General features: G+C 48.2%; 19 protein-coding genes. 9 read left to right on the top strand and 10 right to left on the bottom strand.

The genetic code is table 11. The annotated features are described in order from the left end of the window. Window positions 1-345 precede the first annotated feature (345 nt). Both K6J74_RS03325 and K6J74_RS03320 read left to right on the top strand, forming a co-directional pair. Window positions 346-1,038: a Bax inhibitor-1/YccA family protein gene (locus K6J74_RS03325; protein WP_221272451.1), complete on the top strand. Its 693-nt coding sequence runs from the start codon at window positions 346-348 to the stop codon at window positions 1,036-1,038. Between the two features lie 55 nt (window positions 1,039-1,093). Next, window positions 1,094-1,483, top strand: a complete 390-nt coding sequence (locus K6J74_RS03320; RefSeq protein WP_260321688.1) for a thiamine-phosphate pyrophosphorylase — start codon at window positions 1,094-1,096, stop codon at window positions 1,481-1,483. A 50-nt stretch (window positions 1,484-1,533) separates the two neighbouring features. Here K6J74_RS03320 and K6J74_RS03315 read toward each other — a convergent pair whose 3' ends face one another. From K6J74_RS03315 to accB, 4 genes are all read right to left on the bottom strand, one after another. Beyond that, entirely contained in the window at window positions 1,534-1,707 is a 174-nt protein-coding gene (locus K6J74_RS03315; protein ID WP_221272450.1) for a hypothetical protein, read from the bottom strand. Between the two features lie 217 nt (window positions 1,708-1,924). Further along, window positions 1,925-3,076 (bottom strand): pyridoxal phosphate-dependent aminotransferase, encoded by a 1,152-nt coding sequence (locus K6J74_RS03310; RefSeq protein ID WP_221272449.1) that lies wholly within the window; start codon window positions 3,074-3,076, stop codon window positions 1,925-1,927. Beyond that, on the bottom strand, window positions 3,073-4,425 hold the full coding sequence (locus tag K6J74_RS03305) for an acetyl-CoA carboxylase biotin carboxylase subunit (RefSeq protein WP_221272448.1): 1,353 nt from the start codon (window positions 4,423-4,425) through the stop codon (window positions 3,073-3,075). The genes K6J74_RS03310 and K6J74_RS03305 overlap by 4 nt, the downstream gene beginning before the upstream one ends. A gap of 8 nt (window positions 4,426-4,433) precedes the next feature. After that, a complete protein-coding gene (gene accB, locus K6J74_RS03300; RefSeq protein WP_221272447.1) occupies window positions 4,434-4,904 on the bottom strand; it encodes an acetyl-CoA carboxylase biotin carboxyl carrier protein in 471 nt (156 codons plus the stop codon). A 123-nt stretch (window positions 4,905-5,027) separates the two neighbouring features. Here accB and aspA point away from each other — a divergent pair, with 123 nt between their 5' ends. The 7 genes from aspA to K6J74_RS03265 all read left to right on the top strand — a co-directional run bounded on the left by aspA (window position 5,028) and on the right by K6J74_RS03265 (window position 13,503). After that, window positions 5,028-6,440, top strand: a complete 1,413-nt coding sequence (aspA, locus tag K6J74_RS03295; protein ID WP_221272446.1) for an aspartate ammonia-lyase — start codon at window positions 5,028-5,030, stop codon at window positions 6,438-6,440. Between the two features lie 4 nt (window positions 6,441-6,444). Beyond that, on the top strand, window positions 6,445-7,686 hold the full coding sequence (locus K6J74_RS08500; protein ID WP_260321687.1) for a type 1 periplasmic-binding domain-containing protein: 1,242 nt from the start codon (window positions 6,445-6,447) through the stop codon (window positions 7,684-7,686). Between the two features lie 8 nt (window positions 7,687-7,694). Further along, complete coding sequence (thyX, locus tag K6J74_RS03285; protein WP_221272445.1) at window positions 7,695-8,336, top strand: FAD-dependent thymidylate synthase; 642 nt, start codon at window positions 7,695-7,697, stop codon at window positions 8,334-8,336. Continuing rightward, on the top strand, window positions 8,314-10,833 hold the full coding sequence (locus K6J74_RS03280; RefSeq protein WP_221272444.1) for a DNA polymerase: 2,520 nt from the start codon (window positions 8,314-8,316) through the stop codon (window positions 10,831-10,833). The genes thyX and K6J74_RS03280 overlap by 23 nt, the downstream gene beginning before the upstream one ends. Window positions 10,834-10,906: 73 nt before the next feature. After that, a complete protein-coding gene (locus tag K6J74_RS03275) occupies window positions 10,907-11,407 on the top strand; it encodes a Rieske 2Fe-2S domain-containing protein (RefSeq protein ID WP_221272443.1) in 501 nt (166 codons plus the stop codon). A 91-nt stretch (window positions 11,408-11,498) separates the two neighbouring features. Beyond that, the gene (locus K6J74_RS03270; RefSeq protein WP_430886791.1) at window positions 11,499-12,644 is read left to right on the top strand and encodes a cytochrome b; all 1,146 of its coding nucleotides are present in this window, start codon (window positions 11,499-11,501) and stop codon (window positions 12,642-12,644) included. A gap of 1 nt (window position 12,645) precedes the next feature. After that, on the top strand, window positions 12,646-13,503 hold the full coding sequence (locus K6J74_RS03265; RefSeq protein WP_221272441.1) for a c-type cytochrome: 858 nt from the start codon (window positions 12,646-12,648) through the stop codon (window positions 13,501-13,503). A gap of 51 nt (window positions 13,504-13,554) precedes the next feature. On the opposite strand, the gene thrC is transcribed toward K6J74_RS03265, so the two are convergent. Genes thrC through flgE form a run of 6 tightly spaced genes read right to left on the bottom strand, consistent with a single transcriptional unit; the run spans window position 13,555 to window position 20,894 of the window. Next, entirely contained in the window at window positions 13,555-14,982 is a 1,428-nt protein-coding gene (thrC, locus tag K6J74_RS03260; RefSeq protein WP_221272440.1) for a threonine synthase, read from the bottom strand. A gap of 3 nt (window positions 14,983-14,985) precedes the next feature. Further along, window positions 14,986-16,698, bottom strand: coding sequence for an MBL fold metallo-hydrolase (locus tag K6J74_RS03255; RefSeq protein WP_221272439.1), 1,713 nt, complete (start codon window positions 16,696-16,698; stop codon window positions 14,986-14,988). 42 nt (window positions 16,699-16,740) lie between these two features. Next, the gene (gene lpxB / locus K6J74_RS03250; RefSeq protein WP_221272438.1) at window positions 16,741-17,811 is read right to left on the bottom strand and encodes a lipid-A-disaccharide synthase; all 1,071 of its coding nucleotides are present in this window, start codon (window positions 17,809-17,811) and stop codon (window positions 16,741-16,743) included. Then, on the bottom strand, window positions 17,808-18,386 hold the full coding sequence (gene mua, locus K6J74_RS03245; RefSeq protein WP_260321686.1) for a nickel-binding protein Mua: 579 nt from the start codon (window positions 18,384-18,386) through the stop codon (window positions 17,808-17,810). The genes lpxB and mua overlap by 4 nt, the downstream gene beginning before the upstream one ends. Then, on the bottom strand, window positions 18,383-18,730 hold the full coding sequence (hypA, locus tag K6J74_RS03240; RefSeq protein ID WP_221272437.1) for a hydrogenase/urease nickel incorporation protein HypA: 348 nt from the start codon (window positions 18,728-18,730) through the stop codon (window positions 18,383-18,385). The genes mua and hypA overlap by 4 nt, the downstream gene beginning before the upstream one ends. Before the next feature lie 7 nt (window positions 18,731-18,737). Next, window positions 18,738-20,894 carry a flagellar hook protein FlgE gene (gene flgE, locus K6J74_RS03235; RefSeq protein ID WP_221272436.1) on the bottom strand — a complete coding sequence of 719 codons (2,157 nt, stop codon included), beginning with the start codon at window positions 20,892-20,894 and terminating at the stop codon, window positions 18,738-18,740. Window positions 20,895-21,051 lie beyond the last annotated feature (157 nt).

The following is a 21,051-nucleotide window of genomic DNA, read 5'->3' as shown; positions in this document are numbered from 1 at the left end:
CGCACAATCAAAGGGAAGGCGGTTTTTGGTTACCCACAACCAGCTGCCCCTCTCTTGGCTTTCACTTCTTGAGGAGTAGAGTCCATGCATGCTGTCGCATTTAAAAGAGATAGTTTAAGGTATTTAGGTAGTGAGATCATTGTTTGTTGCCAAGACCCTATGGGTGTTTAGCGTATAAAATCCGTGCTGCGCGCCGACAGATTCACCTAAAACCATTAATCAGCGACTACCAAGCAATTTCCTTCTAGCAAATTATCTTTATGTTGTAAGAATCCGTATTTAAGCAAGGTATTAAGGGTGTTTAGCTAGAATCCCGTTACTTTTTTGATATAAAAGGAGACCTCCATGGCCTTGTACGACAGACAAGTACGCGAAGGCGTGTCATCGTCTTACGCAGAACAAAATGAAACTGCCTTAGTTAATTTTGTCAAAACCACTTATAAATTCTTTGCCGCTAGCCTACTCTTGGCCACCATTGGTGCGCTCATTGGCATGATGCACTTTCAGGTGGTCGTGCAATATAAGTGGGCGTTTTTCATCGGCGAAATCGCCGCTTTCTTTGGACTCATGTTCACCCGCAGAATGCCCACGGTTAACTTGCTCATGCTCTTTGCTTTCGCCTTTTTATCGGGCATCACCTTGGTGCCTTTGCTAGGCTTTGTGATCGCACGCTCAGGGGCGAGTGCCATTTGGCAAGCTCTTGGCATGACAACCATTGTTTTCGGCGTGATGAGTATTTACGCCATTAAAACCAAGAGCGACTTTGAGAGCATGGGCAAAATGCTTTTCATCGCCGTGATTGTGGTGATGGTGGCCTCTTTAATCAACCTCTTCTTAGGCTCGCCCATGATGCAAGTGGCGATTGCGGGCGTGTGTGTGGTGCTCTTTAGCCTCTTTGTGGCTTACGACACCCAAAATATCATCAAAGGGGCTTATGAAAGCCCTGTAGAAGCGGCGGTGGCTTTATATGTGGATTTCTTAAACATCTTTGTGTCCCTCTTGCAAATCCTAGGCATCATGGGAGGGCGCAACGACTGAGCCCATCGGCCGTCTTTTAGACGCGAACTTAAACCGCTTTAAAGAGGGGGTGCGGGTGGTCGAGGACACTCTGCGCTATCTCTATGATAACAAGGATTTGGCTTTCCGTTTAAAACAAGTCCGTCACCAAGCCACCGCAGTTTTTATCCAAAATGGCATCAGTTTTTTATGGCTCTACGCCCAGCGCGATAGTTTAAATGATGTCCTAAGCCATTACGACAACTCACCTCCCAAGGGGTCTTCATGTTTGCATATGTTGCAGGCCAATTTTAAACGCGCGCAGGAGAGTGCACGGGTGCTTGAAGAGTGTTTTAAATACCTGAACCCTTCCAACCCTAAAGCCCCTAGTTTTAAAACCTTGCGCTACACACTCTATACCCTTGAAAAAGAATGCATGGCTTTTTTAAACGATTTACCAAAGAGTGGCTTTTTTAGTGTAGAATAACCCCACCTAGAGCGATCTAGTGTAAAATTTATTTTTTGGAGGATTTTATGTCAGACGAATGCTGTCACGATCACGCTGAGGGTGGGTGCTGCCACGATCACGAAGGGCATGGTGAACACCACCACCATCACCACCATCACCACTACTACAGTGGGCATCATCACCACCACCATCATCACCACCACCACGGAGATGGTGAACACCACCATCACCACAACGGACACGAGGGTTAACCCTCACCCCCGGCTTTGCCGGGGTGGCTTGGTTATCTAAGTTTATCTGCTCTGGTTTTTCTCGTTGCTGTTTTATGTTGTTGTGGACTCGGATCTATGTCCTCTCGTTGATTTTTTGCTTACTTTCTAAAAAAGTCGTGTATATCCAAAACTTTTCTAGCTTTAACCACCAACAAAAGCACTCTTGGTGTAAGATACATATAGAAACTCAAGCCATAAATTTCTTAAGCCGCTCTAGACCGGCGTGGATTTGCTCCAAAGAACAGGCATAAGACATGCGCACAAAGCCCTCAACCCCAAAGGCAATGCCGGGCACCAAGGCCACGCCTTGCTCTTCTAAGAGTTTTTGGCAAAACTCCATCGAATTTTGCCCGGGGATTTGTATCCATAGATAAAACGCCCCCTGCGGTTTTAAAGCACTCAAGCCCTTAATGCCATTGAGCCCAGCATAAGCGGTGTCCCTGCGTTCTTTAAAGGCAAGACGCATGTTTTCAATGTCCTTGTCAGCGCAACCTTGCAAGGCGGCTAGAGCGGCTTTTTGGGCGATAGAATTAATACTAGAAGTGCTGTGGCTTTGCAAGGCAAGCATGTGCTTAAGTAAAGTCTTGTCTTTCGTGCCCAAGTAGCCCACGCGCCAACCGGTCATGCTCACCGCCTTACTTAGCCCATTGATCGTGATCGTGCGCTCTAATTGCCCCTCTAGTGCCCCAAAAGAGAACATAGAGCCCTCATACACGAGCTTTTCATAAATTTCATCACTCAAAACCCAAACTTTAGTGTCTTTTAGCACTTCCCCTAAAGCTCGTAATTCCTCTTTAGTGTAAATCATCCCTGTGGGGTTGGAGGGGGTGGTCAACACTAATATTTTGGTTTTGGGGGTTAGGGCTTTTTGCAACTGATCGGGGGTGATTTTAAACTCAGTGGCGGCACTAGTGGATAAAAAGACATTCTTACCCCCGCTGTAGGTGACGAGCTCGGGGTAACTCACCCAATAGGGGGTGGGGATGATGACCTCATCGCCTGGGTTGATGAGAGCCTGAAAGGCATTAAAAAGACATTGTTTCGCCCCATTGCTCACCATGACCTCGTCAGCGTTGTAGTCCAAGCCATTTTCGCTTTGAAACTTCTTTGCGATGGCTTGCAATAACTCGGGGATACCCTTCACAGCTGTGTACTTGCTAAAGCCCGAGTCGATCGCCGCTTTGGCCGCCTCTTCAATACAAGGGGGGGTGTCAAAGTCAGGTTCGCCCGCACTGAAACTTAAAATATCCTTGCCCTGTGCCTTTAACTCTTGTGCCAGCGTGGTGATCGCAATGGTCTGTGAAGGGGCAATTTTCGTGATTCTGTCTGCGTACATCAAGATTCCTTTTGTTGGGTTTCCAAATACTTGGTGTGGATGGCGTTGCGTCTAAAGTCGGGGTTATCCAGCATGCCTAAATGAAAATCCTTAGTCGTCTTGATCCCCTCGACATAAAACTCTTTTAAAGCCCGCTTCATCTTAGAAATGGCTTGCTCTCTGGTGGGAGCGTGGACGATGAGTTTACCAATCATCGAATCGTAATGGGGTGGGACGCTGTAACCCGCATAAGCGTGGGTGTCAAAGCGCACCCCCATCCCCCCGGGAGTGATCCAAGAGGTGATTTTACCCGCACTGGGCGTAAATGTCTTGGGGTCTTCGGCGGTGATGCGGCACTCTATGGCATGCCCCTTACAAACAATCGATTCTTGAGGGGGGAGCTTCTCCCCTTGAGCGATTTTAATCATCCACTCCACCAAGTCTAAGCCGCTCACCATTTCGCTCACCGTGTGCTCCACTTGTAAGCGGGTGTTCATCTCCATAAAATAAAAATCCTGTCCATTCGTATCTAGCAAGAACTCAAAAGTCCCCGCCCCCACATAGCCAATATGCTTGGCGGCATTGATAGCGGTCTTTAAGAGTCTTTGGCGTACCTCTTCTTGCAAGACTAGGGCAGGGGTTTCTTCAATGAGCTTTTGCTGGCGGCGCTGGGTGGAGCAATCCCGCTCGCCCACATGGATCACATTGCCGTGTTTGTCGGCTAAAATTTGCACCTCTATGTGCTTGGGGTTTTTAATGAATTTCTCGATATATACACTCCCGTCCCCAAAAGCACTCAGTGCCTCGGTTTCAGCGGCCAAGTAAAGATTTTTAAGTGCGTTGGCTTTCTCCACCACACGCATGCCCCGCCCACCCCCACCATTGGCCGCCTTAATGATGATGGGAAAACCGATATGTTCGGCGACCTCTAAAGCCTCTTCATAGCTCTTTAAAATCCCATTTGAACCCTCGATCACGGGCACGCCTGCCCCTTTCATGCACTCTTTGGCTTTGGATTTGTCCCCCATCAACGCCATCACCTCCGCACTCGGTCCAATAAATTCTAGTCCGTGGTGGGTGCAAATCTCCACAAAGTTTTGATTCTCGCTTAAAAACCCGTATCCGGGGAAAATCGCATCCGCTTCAAAGAGCTCGGCAGCACTGATGATCGCCGGGATATTAAGATAGCTCTCTGCCGATTTGGGCCCACCCACGCACACCTTGGCATCGGCAGTGTTTAGATAGTGTGCGTCCTTGTCGGCACTGGAGTAAATGGCGATGGATTGTTTGCCCATTTGAGCGATGGTTTGTATCGCTCTTAGCACAATCTCCCCCCGATTAGCGATCAAAATGCGCTGAATCTCTTTCTCCATGCCGCACCTTAAAGTTTCTCAATCTTAATGAGCTGCGTGCCGTATTCTACGGCGGTTGCATCGTCCACCTCAATGGCTAAAATCTTGCAATCACACTCGGCCTCAATCTCATTCATGATTTTCATCGCCTCCACAATGCCGATCACTTGCCCCTTTTTAATGGTGTCGCCCACTTGCACATAGGGGCTAGCAGTGGGGCTGGGGCGGTGGTAGAAAGTACCCACCATAGGGGATAAAATATAATCCTCTTTTGTTTTTTGTCCCACGCTGGCTGCTCCAGCCGTAGTGTTGATAGCACATGCGCTAGCCGTGGGGGTTTGTAAGGAATGGTGGGGGGTGCTTTCTGTCACAAGGGTAGAGACACCTTTCTTACCCGACTTGTCTAGCACCAATTCCACACTCTCCACCTTGAGTTTCAAATAGCCGATTTGGCTTTTATCAAAAGCCGCCATCAGCTCTTGGATGTCGCTCACTTGCATACCAATGGTCCTTGAAAATAGAGTTGCTCGGTTTGAGATTATGATAACATGATTTGGTGTTAAAGTGTTAATATTAATTTTAAATGGATACAATGCCACTTTATTTCACCCAAAGGAGAGTTCATGGCAACTAGACGAGAGCACGATTTTATCGGAGAGATGGAGATTGAAGACGACCTATACTACGGCATCCAAACCATGCGGGCGGTGGAGAACTTCAACATCACGCACGATCGCCTCTGCAATTACCCCGTGTTTATCCGCTCTTTCGCGCAGGTGAAAAAGGCAGCCGCACTTGCCAACGCCGAATTAGGGCTGATTGATGTGAAGATCAAGGACGCAATTTGCAATGCCTGCGATAGGATCATCGATGGCGAGCATGTGGATCAGTTCGTGGTGGATATGATCCAAGGCGGAGCGGGCACGAGCACAAACATGAATGTCAATGAGGTGATCGCCAACTTGGCTTTGGAGTTTTTGGGGCATAAAAAGGGCGAATACCAATATTGCCACCCCAACGACCATGTCAACCGCTCGCAATCCACCAACGACACCTACCCTTCGGCTTTAAAAATTGCTATCTATGAAAGGTTAGACAGACTCACACAAACCCTAAAAATCCTTAAAGACGCTTTTACCACAAAAGCTAAAGAGTTCGCCCATGTCCTCAAAATGGGGCGCACGCAATTACAAGACGCTGTGCCTATGACTTTGGGGCAAGAGTTTGAAACCTTTGCGTGCATGGTTGAAAAAGACATCCAGCATGTCCTGGATGCACGCAACTGGACAAGGGTGCTTAACTTAGGTGGCACAGCCATTGGCACGGGCATTAACTCCCACCCCGATTACAAAGGTATTGTGGAAAAGAAAATCCAAGAGGTTACGGGGCGTCCTTTCACGATCGCCCAAAATCTCATTGAAGCCAGCCAAAGCACGGGGGCATATGTGCAAGTGAGCGGAGCCCTAAAAAGAGTGTCTATCAAACTCTCTAAAATCTGTAACGACTTGCGCTTATTAAGCTCAGGTCCTAGAGCGGGCTTAAATGAAATCAACTTACCCAAAATGCAACCGGGCAGCTCCATCATGCCCGGCAAAGTCAATCCCGTGATCCCTGAAGTGGTGAATCAAGTCTGCTTCTCCGTGATTGGCAACGACCTCTCTGTGGCGATGGCGGCTGAGGGTGGGCAGTTACAACTCAATGTTTTCGAGCCCGTGATCGCCTATAAACTCTTCCACTCCTTCTTAATGCTCGATCGTGCGATCCATACTTTGGTCGATAAGTGCATTTTAGGCATCACCGCTAATGAAAAAATTTGCCACGATTATGTGTTTAACAGCATTGGGATTGTTACCGCGCTCAATCCCCACATTGGCTATGAAAAATCTGCCTCTATTGCCAAAGAAGCCCTAGAAACCGGTAAATCCGTCCATGAAATTGTGTTAGAACGCAAGTATTTAACACAAGAACAGTTGGATGAAATTTTCCAGCCCGCCAACATGCTAAGCCCTCATGTCTTCAAGAAGCACAAAGATTAGACCTTTGGGGTTGCTCTTAAGCCTAGTGTTTTTGGGCACACTAGGGGCTAAGGCACACCCTCGCCTACCCTCACCCATCCCGCCTGCCCGCCAAATGGTGATCAATTTAGAACCCTGCAGCCCTAAGTGTTTACACAATCTCTATGCCAGCGGGCAAATCTTTTCGTTTATGGCGCACTACGCCGCCGACACACAAGACGCACAGTTGCAGGACAATTACACCATCATAGACGATCTACTAAACCCCACTTTGAGCGCACAAAAGCCTAAAGAGGAGAATGCACAAAACCAAAAAGAAGTTTATAAAGTGGCTTTACTCGTGCCTAAAAAAGTTGTGGGGCGTTACGCCGACACTTCCACCAACGCCCTTTTGGCTTATTTGGCTCTCAAAAACCACGACTTCACGCTGAAAGTCTTTGACAGCCAAAGTGAAGACCCCGATAGCTTAAAAAAAACTTACCAAGACATCATCCAAGAGGGTTTCCCCTTCGTCATCGCCCTTTTGACCCAAGAGGGTGTGCAAAATTTGGCAGCAAAGACCCCCCTAACCTTGCCGACCATTGTCCCTACGGTGAATAAACACCAACTAGAAAAGCGCATGGACTTGCCCTCCACTCTCATTTTTGGGGGGATCGACTTTCCTAAACAAGTGGCGATGCTCTTAGACTTGAGTCAGCACAAGCCCTTAGTGGTCTATGACGATGACAGCTTTAGGGGGGCAATGTTGAGTAAGAGCCTCAAGGATTTGGGGGCGAATGTCGTTTATGAGGACACAATCACCTTTAAAAAAGCGAGCACCTTTGGGCGTGAGATCAAGCACCAAAAGCGTTATTTAAAAAATGGCGTGGTGCTTTTCAACACCTCTATTGTCAAAACGGGCATGCTCTTAAGCCAAATTGGCACACTCTCTAGCCGTGAGCGCCCACAAATGCTACTCTCTTCGCAAATCAATTTTAATTTGTCTATGTTTATGTTGACACAACCGCAAGATCGCCAAAATCTATTCATCACAAACGCCCTAGCCGAGCTTAACCCTTATTTGAACCAAACGGCGGCTTTACTCAACAGTGATTTAAAATACGATTGGGTGGGCTATGCGAGTGTGGATTGCTTAGAAAATATGCTTGCGTACTTTTACCCTCACTTGCAACGCTACTTTAAAGAACCCTTGCAAGATCAGCAAATCCTTTACACCAACACCCTTTACACGCCTAAATATCTAGGCTTCACACCCTATTCCAACTAAGGCTATCCATGCAAGTGCTTTTAAAACACGCCACGCCCCTATCTTGTTGCTATGAAGCCATCCGCACCTGTTACCAAAGCTTTGGTTACAGCGATCAAGGGGGGCGCAAAGATTTAGAGCTCATTGACCGCGTGGCAAACAAATACCGCCACAACTCCACTTTAGAGCATTTATTCTATAACTTTGACATACAGGGCATTTCTCGGGCGTGCTTGCAAGAGTTGGCAAGGCATCGCATGGCAAGTTTTTCGGTCAAATCCAGCCGTTACACGCTAAGAGAACTTAAAAGCGAAGAGAGCTTTACCCCCCTAGAGCCACAAAACCTAGAGCGGGCACAAAAGTTTTTAGTCTTTACGGGTGTAGAGGCGGTGGATAGGGCGAGCGTGCAAGCTTTAGAAAATCTGCGCCTTTTGATCGTGCAGAACATTAAAAACGATTACGCCAAATTTGCCATGCCAGAGAGTTATAAAACCAGCCTCGCCTTTAGCCTCAATGCCCGCAGTTTGCAAAACTTTTTGAGTCTGCGCACGGATAGCAAAGCCCTTTGGGAGATCCGCACCCTTGCCCTAAAGATTTACGAAGCCTTGCCTGAAGATCACCGCTATTTATTCACCCATTGCCTAAAACATGAAAACTCTACACCTTGTTGACACCTTTAGCCTACTCTTTAAGTTTTACTATCCCTTAAAGGACTTACACACTTCTAAGGGCTTTAACACCGCATGGCTCAATGCCTTTTGTCGCATTATACAAAGGCTCTACAACTTCAAAGCCGATGGTTTAATTTTCGCCCTAGAGAGTGGGAGTAACCACCGCAAAGACCTACACCAAGACTACAAAGCCAACCGCCAAGCCCCCCCCCATTTAGACGAACAACTCCCTATTATTTTTGAGTGGATCGAGCGCATGGGGCTGTGTGCTTTGAGCGTGGCGGGCTATGAGAGCGATGATGTCATTGCCAGCTTATGCCAGCACTTTGACGCGCCGCAAATCCGTATTTTTAGCGCAGATAAGGACTTTTTCCAACTTGTAAACGAGCGGGTGGTGCTCTTTGATTTAAGCACGCAAAGCACCAAAGGCGTGGATTTTTGCCTAGAAAAATACAAGATACACCCCAAACAATTCACCGACTATCAAGGCTTAGTGGGCGATAGCAGCGATGGTTATAAGGGGGTTAGGGGCATTGGGGCTAAGGGGGCGGTGCAACTCTTGCAAGAGTGGGGGAGTTTAGAAAATCTCTATGCCCATTTAGACAAACTCCCCGCCAAATTGCAAAACGCCCTAAGAGAGGATAGAGAACAAGCTTTTTTAAGTAAAGAACTCGCCACACTTAAAAGCGATTTAATGTTCGACTTAAAATCCCCCCCTGATTTTCCTACACAAAACCCCCTACTAAAAATCCAAGACGCCTTGGCGGAGTTTGAAATGTTTGCTCTACTCAAGCAAATACAGCTCAAGGTCAATTTAAGCCCCTTAAGCACGCCTTTAAACTCTAGCCAAGAGTTGTTAGACAAGCTAGCAAACCGCCCTACTTGTGTGGTGCAAGCACAAAGGCTTAAAGAGGGGGTGTTGCTTGGGGTGTTTTTTGAGGGGGAGTTTAGGGCGGTGCTACTAAATGATTTGCTCGCCCCGGCTTTGGTGCAACAGCTTTACACTTGCGCGCTCATTGGCTACAACTTAAAAGAAGTCTTTAGTTTGCTAGGGGGTGTTTTAGAGGGCGTGGACTTTGAAGACATTAGCCTATTAGCGTGGCTCGATCATTGCTATTTGGACAACTCTTTAAACGCCTTAGCCTTGAGCCTACGCCTTGAAACCCCAGCCCCCCTAGAGGGTGACACAGCCCAAATCGCCGCCGCTATGCGCCACAATGCCCCCATCATTTTAAAAGCCTATGAGCATTACAAGGCACATTTAACCCCCCCCTTGTGGGAGCTCGCCCACAATTTAGAATACCCCCTGCTTAGACTTTTATGCGAAATGCAAGGGCATGGGTTTTTGCTAGATTTAGAGTATTTACAAGGCTTAGACGCTGAGTTTAAACAGACTTTAGCGCAGCTGGAACAACGCATACACGCCCAAGCCCACACAGACATTAACCCCAATTCCGCCAAACAATGGGCGCAGTTTCTCTACACGCATTTAGGGCTTGAGAGCAAGCACGCCATAAAGATTAAAACCGGACTCTCCACCAATGAAGCCAGCCTCAAAGCCTTACAGCAAGCCTACACGGGGCAGAGCATTCAGGGGGTTGAGGTGTCTAAATTATTAAGCACGCTTTTAGAATACCGCGAGCTTTTTAAACTGCAAAGCACTTATGTTAAGCCCCTCTTAGAGCGCCAAGTTAAGGGCAAAATCCACACAATTTTCCACCAAACCACCACCGCCTCCTCAAGGTTAAGCTCGAGCAAACCCAATTTACAAAATATCCCCATGCGCACCCCCTTAGGGCAGCAGATTGCCCGAGCCTTCATCGCCCCTAAAAATTGCATGTTGCTAGGTCTAGACTACTCGCAAATGGAGCTAAGACTACTCGCCCATTTTAGTGGGGATACAAATCTCATCACTGCCTTTAAAGAGCGGCAAGACATCCACACAAACACCGCCCTAGCCCTTTTTAACGACCCCACGCAAAGACCGCTAGCCAAGGCGATCAACTTCGGGCTCATTTATGGCATGGGGGCTAACCGGCTCGCCACCACACTCAATATCAGCCTCAAAGAGGCAAGGGAGCACATACAGCGCTACTTTCAGGCCTTCCCCACGATTAAGGGCTTTTTAGAGGGCTTGAAAGAGCGGATTTTAGAGGAAGGGCAGGTGCAAACTTTGCTAGGGCATGTGCGTGCCTTCAACTTTCAAGGAGCAAGCCAAAAACTTGTCGCCGACTATTTAAGAGAGGGGGCAAACACGCTTTTTCAAGGCAGCGCAAGCGATTTAATGAAACTGGCTATGTTGGCGGTGAAGGACAAATACCCCGAGCTTAAAATGCTCGTGCAAGTGCATGACGAGCTTATTTTAGAAGTGCCTAAAGACCAAGCGGACACGCTCGCCAAAGAGCTTAAAACGCTCATGCAAGAGATTTACCCACTTAAAGTCCCCCTAGAGTGCCATGTGTGTTTGGGGACAAACTGGGCGGATTTAAAGGCCTAAGCCCCACTTTAGACACTATATTAAGTTTTCCAGTGTAGAATACATGTTTTGTAAAAATGCTAGAGGAGCGATGATGGCTGAGATGAATCGGCGGGATTTTTTGAGCATGGCGCTTGCAGGCGTGGCGGGCGCGGGCGCACTTGCAGGGCTGGTTGCCATGAAAAAGACATGGGACCCCTTGCCTAGCGTGGTGTCGGCGGGCTTTACGACCGTGGACATTTCCAACATGAAGGACGGGGAGTTTAGCAGCGTGGCGTGGCGGGGCAAGCCCGTTTACATCATCCGCAAAACCCTCCACATGCCCTTTGACACAAAGCGGGATTTTAAGCTCAACAATGGGGTTTTCACCGTGGGGGTGCAGATTTGTACACATTTGGGCTGTATCCCTAATTTTGAGTCCATTGACAAGGGCTTTTTATGCCCCTGTCATGGGGGGCGTTTCACAAGCGATGGCGTGAATATCGCAGGCACGCCGCCCCCCCGCCCCTTTGAAATCCCCCCCTTCAAGTTAGAGGGCACAAAGATCACCTTTGGGGCTGTGGGCAAAGAGTATCAAGCAATGATGAAGGCGTAAGGATCACACATGGCGGAGATGAAAAAAAGCAGAGGGCGTTGTGGATTGGTTGGACCAGAGACTTGGGATCAAAAAACTCACCAAGGTTTTGATGACTGAGTATTGGATTCCTAAAAACATTAACTTTTTATGGGCGATGGGGGTGATTTTATTGACCTTGTTTACCGCCCTTGTGGTTTCGGGCATCTTTCTTTTGATGTATTACAAGCCCGATGCCAAACTAGCTTACGACAGCGTGAATTTCACCATCATGCAAGAGGTCGCCTTTGGGTGGCTGTGGCGGCACATACACGCCACCGCCGCGAGCATGATCTTTGTCATCATCTACATCCACATGTTCGTAGCGATTTACTATGGCTCTTACAAAAGAGGGCGGGAGATGATTTGGATCAGCGGCATGTTGTTGTTTGTGATCTTCAGCGCCGAGGCGTTTAGTGGGTATATGCTGCCTTGGGGGCAAATGAGCTATTGGGCGGCTTCGGTGATCACCGGGCTCTTTGGCAAAATCCCCGTGATTGGGCCTGATCTTTTAATGTGGATTCGGGGCAACTATGTGGTGGCGGACGCGACTTTAACCCGTTTCTTTATGTTGCATGTGTTCTTGTTGCCCGTTGTCATTATTATGATTATAGGCATGCACTTTTATTCACTGCGCATCCCCCATGTCAATAACCAAGAGGGCGAGGTGTTAGACTTTGAAGCCGAAGAGAAAAAATACAAAGAGGGCAATAAAAAAGAGTCTAAAGTCATCCCCTTTTGGCCCGTGTTTTTGTCTAAAGATATTTTTGTGGTGTGCGCTTTCATGGTGTTTTTCTTTTACTTGGTGTGCTACCATTACGAGTTTGCCATGGACCCCATCAACTTTGAGCGTGCCAACAGCCTAAAAACCCCCACACACATTTACCCCGAATGGTATTTCTTGTGGAGTTATGAGGTCTTACGCGGCTTCTTTTTTAATGGCAACTTGGGGCTTGTGGTCTTTGGCATCGTGCAAATCATCTTTTTCTTACTGCCCCTTTTAGACAACAGCCCCGTAGTTAAACCCGCCCACCAGCGCAAAGCCTTCCAAGTGTGGTTTTGGCTCTTGGTGGTGGATATGGTGGTGCTGACGATCTATGGCAAGCTCCCGCCTGTGGGCAATAATAGATATGTCGGCCTCGTTGCCTCGCTCATTTTCTTAGCCCTTTTCTTTGTCATTTTGCCCCTCATCAGTCGGGCTGAAAAGAAAGGAGCTTAAGGTGAAAGAATTAAAAATTTTGGCGATCTTGATCATTGTCATCGGGGCACTTTACTATGGGGTAGAACCCTACGCCCACTCCATTATGGAGCCCAAAACCGCGCCCGCTGACTTTGCTTTTAAAGACTTAAAGCCCATTGACTTGAGTAGGGGCGTGGCGAGCAAGGGCAAGGACTTGGTGGCACAAAATTGTGTGGCGTGCCATAGCCTTAAAAGCCAAAAAATCCCCGCCCCCATGGACAAGGCTGCAGCCGGGGTAAGCTTTGGTGTGGTGCCCCCCGATCTTTCCCATATCGCCAGCGTGCTTAACCCGCAATTTTTAGCCCACTTCATCAAGGACCCCACAAAGGCGGCTTTGCTCACCCACAAGTATAAGGACGATCACCCCTACCCCATGCCCGCTTTTACCCAATTTAGCGATCAGGATTTGGCAGACATTGTGGCCTACTTGGTTTCGATTGCGCCTAAAAACTTAAGCGATAAACAAGTCTTTATGCAAGCCTGCCAAAGATGCCACGACATTAAATACGACAAGCTCTACGCCATCACCGATCATAAAGACTTGCACCGCTACTTAGGCTCTAACGCCCCCGACTTGTCCATGATGATCCGCTCACTAGGGCGTGAAAAACTAGAAGTTTTCATCAATGATCCACAAAAACTCTTGCACGGCACAGCCATGCCTAGAGTGGGTCTTACCAAAAAAGCGCAAGAGCAAGTGATCAACTACTTGGAGCAAACGGGGGATAGCAAACACCACCAACGCCACCGGCTAGGTATCCAAATCATGCTCTTCTTTGCGGTGATGACCCTACTTGCCTACTTTTGGAAACAAAAAGTGTGGAGAGAGGTGCACTGATCGGGCGTGTAGTGTGGAGCTATGCGCTCACCCAAAGCACACGCACCTAAATTAAAGCCACGCTTTAATGTGGCTGGCAATTTCAGCGACTTTTAAAACTTCTGTGTGGATGGGGGGCTTCTTAAATAGGTCTGTAACACAGCTTGGAGGGACAATCCCTTGTTTGGCTAAAACTTCTAGGGCTTCTTTATCATCTTTGGCAGGCTTGTTTTCTAAAGCTAAACAAGTGGTTTTGGGGAACTTAGCCCACGAAGCAGTGGATACGATCACGCTAGGCAAGGGGCTTTTTAGGCTTTCAAGGGCTTTAAAAGCGGTGGCGGTGTGTGGGTCAATGAGATAGTTAAAATCCTTATAAATTTGTTTGATGTAGCCTAGACATTCTGCATCTGTGCAACTAATCGCCTCAAAATGCTCCCGTAATTTCTCTAATTCGCTTGCGCCGAGTGTGTAGCGCTTTTGGGTGTCTAAATTTTGCATGCACTCTTTGGTGCGTTCATGGCCAAAAAGTGCGTAAAGCAAGCGTTCTACATTGGAGCTTTTTAAAATGTCCATTGCGGGGGCGTAAGTCTTTTGCAGTGTCCTATGGCTGATGTCATACACTCCTGTGTTAAAAAACTCAGCAAGCACATCATTGGCGTTAGACACAATGGCAATTTTAGCCACAGGCAAACCCATTTCTTTAGCATAAAACGCCCCTAAAGCGTTGCCAAAATTGCCACTAGGCACCACTACCCGGATAAAATCTCCAAACTTAAGGGTTTTGGAGCGCACCCACTCTAAATAAGCCCACACATGGTAAATGATTTGAAAGAGCACCCGCCCGAAGTTTACCGAGTTTGCCACTCCAATAGAAAAACCCTTTTCTTGCAGCTGCGTGTTAAACTCAGGGTCATTTAGCAAGTTTTTGAGCGCACTCTGGGCATCGTCAAAGTTACCCTCAATGCCATAGACCTTTAAATTCGGCGCGTCCATGGTTTGCATTTGCAAGGCTTGCACGAGGCTTGTGCCCTTGGCAGGATATAGACACACGACTTTAATGTTCTCTAGCCCAGCTAGACTAGCTAAAGTTGCAGGACCCGTATCCCCGCTGGTCGCCACTAAAATTAAAAACTTCTCTTGGCTCTCCTTTGCTAAAGAACCAAGCAAAGCCCCCAAAGGCTGCAACGCCATGTCTTTAAAGGCAAGGGTGGGGCCGTGGTAAAGCTCTTGCACCGCTAGATTCGGCTTTAAAATCTTTAAAGGCGCGGTTTGAGCAAAGGCGTTGTAACGCTCTAGGGCCCTTTGTAACATTGTCCCACTTAAACCCAAAGCGGCGCAAATGTGGGCAGCGAGCTCTTGATAGCTGTAATTTAGACATGGGGCAAAGTCAAGTTGGGGGATTGTCTTTAGGGTATAAAGCCCCTTAGTGGGGCTAGCGGGGTGGACTAGGGCTTGCAGTAGGGGCAACTCGCCCCCGCCCCTAGTGTCGGCTAAAAACATACATTATCCTTTGGCAAGTTCAATGGTGTAGGGTTTGGGGGCGATGTATTGATGGCTGAAGTGATGCCAAAAATGGGCTTCGTAGACATTGGGGCTACGCTCTAAGCGGCAATGAAAGCCCCTAACCATCTCGGCAAAGGACAGGCCATTAGCCACCACACAGGCTAAAATCTCGGGCCGCACCTTGAGCACTAAGGTGCGGTAGCCCTCCTGTTGTCTAACGATCGCCCGCACGGGCACAATGCGGAAAGTTTGTGTGCCGAAATTGGCCTGCACAATGGGGGCAACCACCCGCTCAAAGGTTTCGTTCATCGGCACAAAGGTTACAATTTGTTTTGCCTTGTAGCCCGATGCCTTGAGATACTCGATCAAACCCGTAGGGTCGTAGGTGAATTTTTGTGTGTAAAAATTGACATACGCCTGTGGGGTCTCCTTCTTTAAGGCATGGACATCCTCCTTCCACTGCACCAAGTCGCTCTCTTTAAACTCCAAAGTCAGGCTGTCATCGGGGGGCAACCACTTCACGGGTTGTTCTTTGTGGCTGCGGCTGTAGGTTTCGCAAATTTGCTGCCCCTCTTTGAAGGGGTTTTTTAAATTCAGGGCTTTAATGGCGCTATCCCTAGTGGCGTCTTGGTTGTAGGGCGTGGCAATGGGCATCACATAGGCGGGCTTAGTGGCTGCAATTAAATTCTCTAGTTGATTTTTAAAGCCCTCCAAATGGCTGGCATGTAGGCTCTTTTGCGTGGCTTCATCGTAATTATTGACGCAAAAGGGAAAGCCGGAAGTTCCCCCACTAAAGGCGGTGCAAAGCAAGGTCAAATCGCTTGGCAAATTAAAGGAATTGAGATAGCCCCCATAGGCGTTGATGATGACATCGTGCCCGGACAAGCATAAATACAGCCCACTCTCTTCTGTGCCATCGGGGGGGGCGAATACGCTGAATTGGAAAAATGAGCCAAACTCGTAAATCTCGGTAAACTCCAGCGAGTAGATGTTGTTAAAGCCTAGACCCTTTAGGCTTTTTTCCACACTTTTAGAGGCAAAATTAGGCACGATGAAGGACTTTGTTTTAGACAAGAAGGCTAAAGTTTGGGGGTGTAAACAGCTGGAGCGGTTCGAGGAGATGAAGATAAAATCTGCCTTCATAAGCGCATGCACGGCTTCTTTGCAGCTTGCCTTTTCTAAATACCCACTGCCAAGAAAGCTAGGCCCTAAAAGCCACGGATCGGTGATCAAGCTCACCCCCCCCGCCTCAATGTAAAGACAAGCGTGGTTTAAATAGCGGATTTTAAAATCCCCCTTAAAACTGGATTGGTAGGGGTTGTTTAGGTCTATGGAAGTGTCCACCACCAAAGAGCGCCCCTCTACACGGCATTTTAAGGGCTTTTTGGGCGTGCCATTTTGGTAAGTCAGGCTCTCAATATGCAGAGCCCAATGGCAATAGGGGCAAGTGGCAAGCTCTTTGTTGTGCTGCAACTTGCCCCCACAATGGTTACAAATTTGATCGATGATCCATTCCACTTCGGGTTTTTCACCCATTTTGACATGCTTTTTCATTTTAACAATGAATTGCCCGATGTCATTGATCCCTTGCAACAACCCCCGCGCCGGCACGATCTGCGTGTTTTGGACGGTTTCAAACAGCCCTACGCGACGTAGCCTCTTTGGGACATCTTGGGGGGCTGCTTTAGCGGGTTTTTTGGGGGTAACTGCCATAAGGACTCCTAGTGCGTGCTAAAACGATGATTATACAAGAATTTAAGGCTTTAGGCCATGTTTAATCCACTCGGCAACCACTTGTGCGCTTCCGTGTTGCAAATACGCCCGGATTTTTTGCGACTCTTGTAAAAATTTCCCTCGATCTAATGTATCGTAAATCTCCAAGAGTTTGGGGGCGTTGAGGTCGTCTTGGATAATCTCAGGGTGCAACATGGTTTGCCCTCTGCCTGGGCTTTCATTGTGCAGGGCATTATAAAAGATGTTGGCAAGCCCAATGCAGGTTAAATGCACCAAATTTTTGGCGATGAAAAAATCTAGGGGGCGGGCTTTGTAAGCCAAAATAAAGGGCGTGCCGATGAGTGCGGCCTCTAGTGTGGCGGTGCCGCTGCAAATAAAGGCAAAGGACGCCTCGTATAAGCTCTTGTGTGCGTCAAAGGACACTTCAAAGAGCTTTAAATGCGCCCCATACAAGGCATTTAAATCCTGCCCTTGAAAGCTTGCGGGCACGACCAAGACTTTTTTACCCCTAATTTTTTGCGCCACCTGTACGAAAATGGGCAAAATACGCTCAATCTCTTGCTTGCGGCTGCCGGGCATAAACACCACACTCTCGCCCCCCACCTCAGTTTTTTGGTATTTGATCTCATCTAAGAGCGGATGACCTACAAACTGCGCCTTTTCTTGGTAGTAACTGAGCTCAAAGGGCAAAATCGCGGCGAGTTTGTCGCAATGCTTTTCAATGATCGGAGCTCTATACGCTTTCCACGCCCACACTTGGGGCAAAATATAGTATAAAATGGGCTTATTTGGTTGCGCTTTTTTAATGCGCTTGGCTAGGGGGATGTTAAACGAGGATGAGTCCATGAGCAGCACTAGGTCGGCTTGCTCGGCTAAATGTGCCATGGTTTTTAGAGCCTTGTAGAAAAAGAACAAGCGCCCAAAGACCTCTTTAAAACCCATCACAGAAAAATTTTTAGGCGATAAAATGGGCTTGTCCCTTGCATTTAGGGGTTCATACACGCCCAGCCACTCCACTTCAGGCAAGTGGGGACGCAAGGCTTTTAAATGGATGTTGGAGCTCACTTCTAGAGCACTGACTAAGATTTTCATTGCGGATCTTCGGGGTCTTTGACTTGTAATTTGTCTTGAGTTTGGCGATCCCTTAGCTCAATTTTGAGCGTGCTGTTTTCTAAATCTAGCCCAAAAACGCGGTCTTTGAGCACATGGTTTTCTCTTAAAAGCACGCGGTATTGTCGGTAGAGATTGTCGGCGAAATAGCGCTTGGCCGGGCGTGCCCTTGCGATGGAGTGGTCTTTTAAATAAATCTCCACGACCTCTAGTGCTTGGGGCAGGGGCTCATCGATGTCTTGCAGCTCGGGCTTATCTTTTTCTAGTTGCCATAAATCCCGCTTGATTTTATGTGACAACAACTCTTGGCGGATTTCTTGGATTTCCTCTTCCTTGCTTTTTTGGAGGGTCTGCAACTCTTTGATCTGATCTTTGGTCTGCACGATTTGCGCCCGCAAATCCCTTAGTGCCACCCGTGCGTTCTCGATCTCCTCCTCATAGGCTTGCAACTCCTCTTGAAATTTCTGCCGCTCCTCCTCAAAGAGTTGCACCACCTCCCAACTCTCTTTCATCTCAGGGGCTTTCTTGATAAATTCTTGAAAAATCGCATCAATCACACCATCTCCAAAGACAGCAGTTGCATTTGCGTCCCCTTACTTAGGCGCACCTTTTGCGACCCGCAATGCCCACACACTCCATATTCCAAATTGGGCGGAACATAGGTTTGTTTGCACTCCAAACACTCCAACTCCACTTTTTCATCCACAATTTCTAAGATCGCTTCTTTGCAGATGTCCAGCTCTTCTTTAAAGGTTTCAAACGCACTCATGAAGAGCTGTTTGTCCATCCCGCAACGCTCGCCAATGCTCACCACCACCCGCTCGATTTTGGTGGCGTTGTGCTTTTTGGCATGCGTTTCGCACAAATCCATTAAAGAAGAAACGACCGAATACTCGTGCATGCCCTAACTACTGCTTGAGGTTTAACAAGGTGTTCAAAATCTGATCTGAGGTCGTTACGGCTTTAGAGTTGGCTTGAAAGCCCCGCTGCACCACGATTAAATTTGTCAAACTGCGGCTCAAATCCACATTGCTCGACTCCAACTTAGAGCCAGACACCCCGCCCCTGCGCCCCGTGTTGGCTGCCCCAATGAGGGCCTTACCCGAGTTGCTCGTTTCTGAGAACACGCTACCCCCGTCCGCTTGTAAGCCCGCATCGTTGGCAAAGTTCGCTAGTGCCACTTGCGCTAGGGCTAAACTCTTGCCATTGCTAAAGGCCCCGAGCAAGGTCCCGTTATTGTCAAAGCGCACATCCATTAAATCCCCCGCCACATAGCCGTTTTGCTCAATGGCATAGGTTTCAGAGATTTTATCCACGCTAGTGATCCCATCAAAGGCCCCGGCTGAACCAAAGTTGAGCGTGATCCGTTGGGGCGAATCCGAGCCATTGTGGGGGTTGAATTGCAAGAGGGGGGGATTCATGCCTGCTAGTGAACCGTCTTTATTAAAGTGCAAGACCCCATTTTCAAACACATTGGGGCGCTCGGGCGAGCTGCCGATGATTTCGCCGGGTTCGGGCACAATCACTCTAAAGCGCCACTCTGCCCCGCCTGCTTTGTAAAACTCTAAGCGCATGGTGTGCTTGGTGCCTAAGCTATCCACTAAGTCCACGCTGCTTGCGTGCGTGGCGTGGGTGAGCTTGGAGGTGGAGGTGGAGATGCCGCCTTCAATGAGCGAAGCGGTGTTGAGTGCCCCCATGGTCTTGCCAAAGAGGACATTTTTAGTCACTTTGGCAGAGGTGTAGTTGGTGACAAAAATGCTTAAATTGTCTTTTTGGGGTTTACCATCGTCCTTATTGGTGATTTCAAACATGCCATTTTTATTGATTTTCACAGCCACAGACGCGGTGCTGTCTTTGTAGTTAGCCTTTAAACTTGGGTCTTTAACGATGTTGGCATCGTGTTGCATCAACGCCCGCAAATCTTCCGTGGTTTTAAATTGCCCTGTGGTCGAGTCGGCATCGATGCCCTTGGTGTAGCGGTATCTAAAGGCGGTGATACTTTGATCCCCCTTAACAAATTTAGAAAACGCCCCCGTGCCCGCCCCGGTAACGACAATGTTTTTCACATGTTTGTCGCCCTCAAGATTGTTTTTATTCTCGAGGCGCAACTGCCCATTGTCTACATAGGCTTCTACCCCTGTTTTGTTTTTTACAGCGTTGATCGCATTTTGGGCGGCGGAGAGGGTGCTGATTTTAGACACAGCCGAGTCGTTGGTAAAAGAGATTTTTGTCCCATTGATCTCGACGGTGCTGTTTTGGTTGGTGGCGGTGATGTCCCTTTTCATGGTGGCGTTTTTATAGCTCACCCAAATGCCCTGATCTTCATTGAGCAAAAACGCATCCCCATCTTCGTTAAACAAAGAGCCCATGTCCTCAGCGACTTGGGTTAAATTCGTGGAAGAGTCGTATTGGGGTTTCACGCCATCAGAGGGGGTGCGGCTAGAAGAGTCGAGCATGAAGATACTGCCCGTTTGGTCAGCGTGGCGACCGGCGTTGAGGTTGGCACGCATGGAGATTTTTGTGCTCGAGCGTGCGGGCATCACCATCCCCGGATCGATGCGGATATTTTGTAAAGGTTTGGTGTTGTCAATTTTAAGCAAGTCGGTTTCACTCCCCTTAGAGCCCATGTCCTTAGGGTCGCGCACCCAGCCCTGCACCACATACCCACCCGTAGTTACAAGGCTGCCCTGTGCGTCAAAGAGAAATTCCCCGCTGCGGGTGAAGTTGCGCGTAACGCCCCGATCGGGGCTGATGACAAAAAAGCCATCGCCCTCAATGGCAAGGTCGGTTTTCACATCGGTGTTTTGCAAATTGCCCTGTGAGAAAATCTTAGTGGTTGCGTCCACGCCCACGCCAAGACCCACAGAGAAGTCGTTTTGCCCTGCTAGGCCGTTTTTATAGGGGGCGGTGGCGATGAGCTTAACTTGAGAGAGCATGTCTACAAAGGAAGCTCTAGAGTATTTAAAGCCCGTGGTGTTGACATTGGCGATGTTGTTGCTTTCAATATCTAGGGCGATTTGGTGCGCCTGCATCCCGTTAACGCCAGACCATAAAGAGCGGAGCATGGTGATCCTTGTAAGTGAATTGTCAAATTAGAAGCAAAACTTATTCCAAAAGCGCATTTATTTTAATTTTAACCTAAAATAGAAGCAAGTAACGAAACCCATAACCCCTAAGAGCCTGTGGAGGATACTAAAGTTAAAAGCGACAATCCACTAACCT

Source organism: Helicobacter sp. NHP19-012 (genome assembly GCF_019703325.1).
In the GTDB taxonomy this organism is placed as follows: domain Bacteria; phylum Campylobacterota; class Campylobacteria; order Campylobacterales; family Helicobacteraceae; genus Helicobacter; species Helicobacter gastrofelis.
This window is presented reverse-complemented; position numbering and strand designations above follow the sequence as displayed.

Coding starts and splice junctions, on each gene's coding strand:
- hypA (WP_221272437.1), bottom strand. CDS start 18,730: ATGCACGAGTATTCGGTCGTTTCTTCTTTAATGGATTTGTGCGAAACG.
- thyX (WP_221272445.1), top strand. CDS start 7,695: ATGCAAGTGCTTTTAAAACACGCCACGCCCCTATCTTGTTGCTATGAA.
- thrC (WP_221272440.1), bottom strand. CDS start 14,982: ATGTTTTTAGCCGACACTAGGGGCGGGGGCGAGTTGCCCCTACTGCAA.
- K6J74_RS03280 (WP_221272444.1), top strand. CDS start 8,314: ATGAAAACTCTACACCTTGTTGACACCTTTAGCCTACTCTTTAAGTTT.
- accB (WP_221272447.1), bottom strand. CDS start 4,904: ATGCAAGTGAGCGACATCCAAGAGCTGATGGCGGCTTTTGATAAAAGC.
- aspA (WP_221272446.1), top strand. CDS start 5,028: ATGGCAACTAGACGAGAGCACGATTTTATCGGAGAGATGGAGATTGAA.
- K6J74_RS03270 (WP_430886791.1), top strand. CDS start 11,499: ATGACTGAGTATTGGATTCCTAAAAACATTAACTTTTTATGGGCGATG.
- K6J74_RS03275 (WP_221272443.1), top strand. CDS start 10,907: ATGGCTGAGATGAATCGGCGGGATTTTTTGAGCATGGCGCTTGCAGGC.
- K6J74_RS03255 (WP_221272439.1), bottom strand. CDS start 16,698: ATGGCAGTTACCCCCAAAAAACCCGCTAAAGCAGCCCCCCAAGATGTC.
- lpxB (WP_221272438.1), bottom strand. CDS start 17,811: ATGAAAATCTTAGTCAGTGCTCTAGAAGTGAGCTCCAACATCCATTTA.
- flgE (WP_221272436.1), bottom strand. CDS start 20,894: ATGCTCCGCTCTTTATGGTCTGGCGTTAACGGGATGCAGGCGCACCAA.
- K6J74_RS03305 (WP_221272448.1), bottom strand. CDS start 4,425: ATGGAGAAAGAGATTCAGCGCATTTTGATCGCTAATCGGGGGGAGATT.
- K6J74_RS03325 (WP_221272451.1), top strand. CDS start 346: ATGGCCTTGTACGACAGACAAGTACGCGAAGGCGTGTCATCGTCTTAC.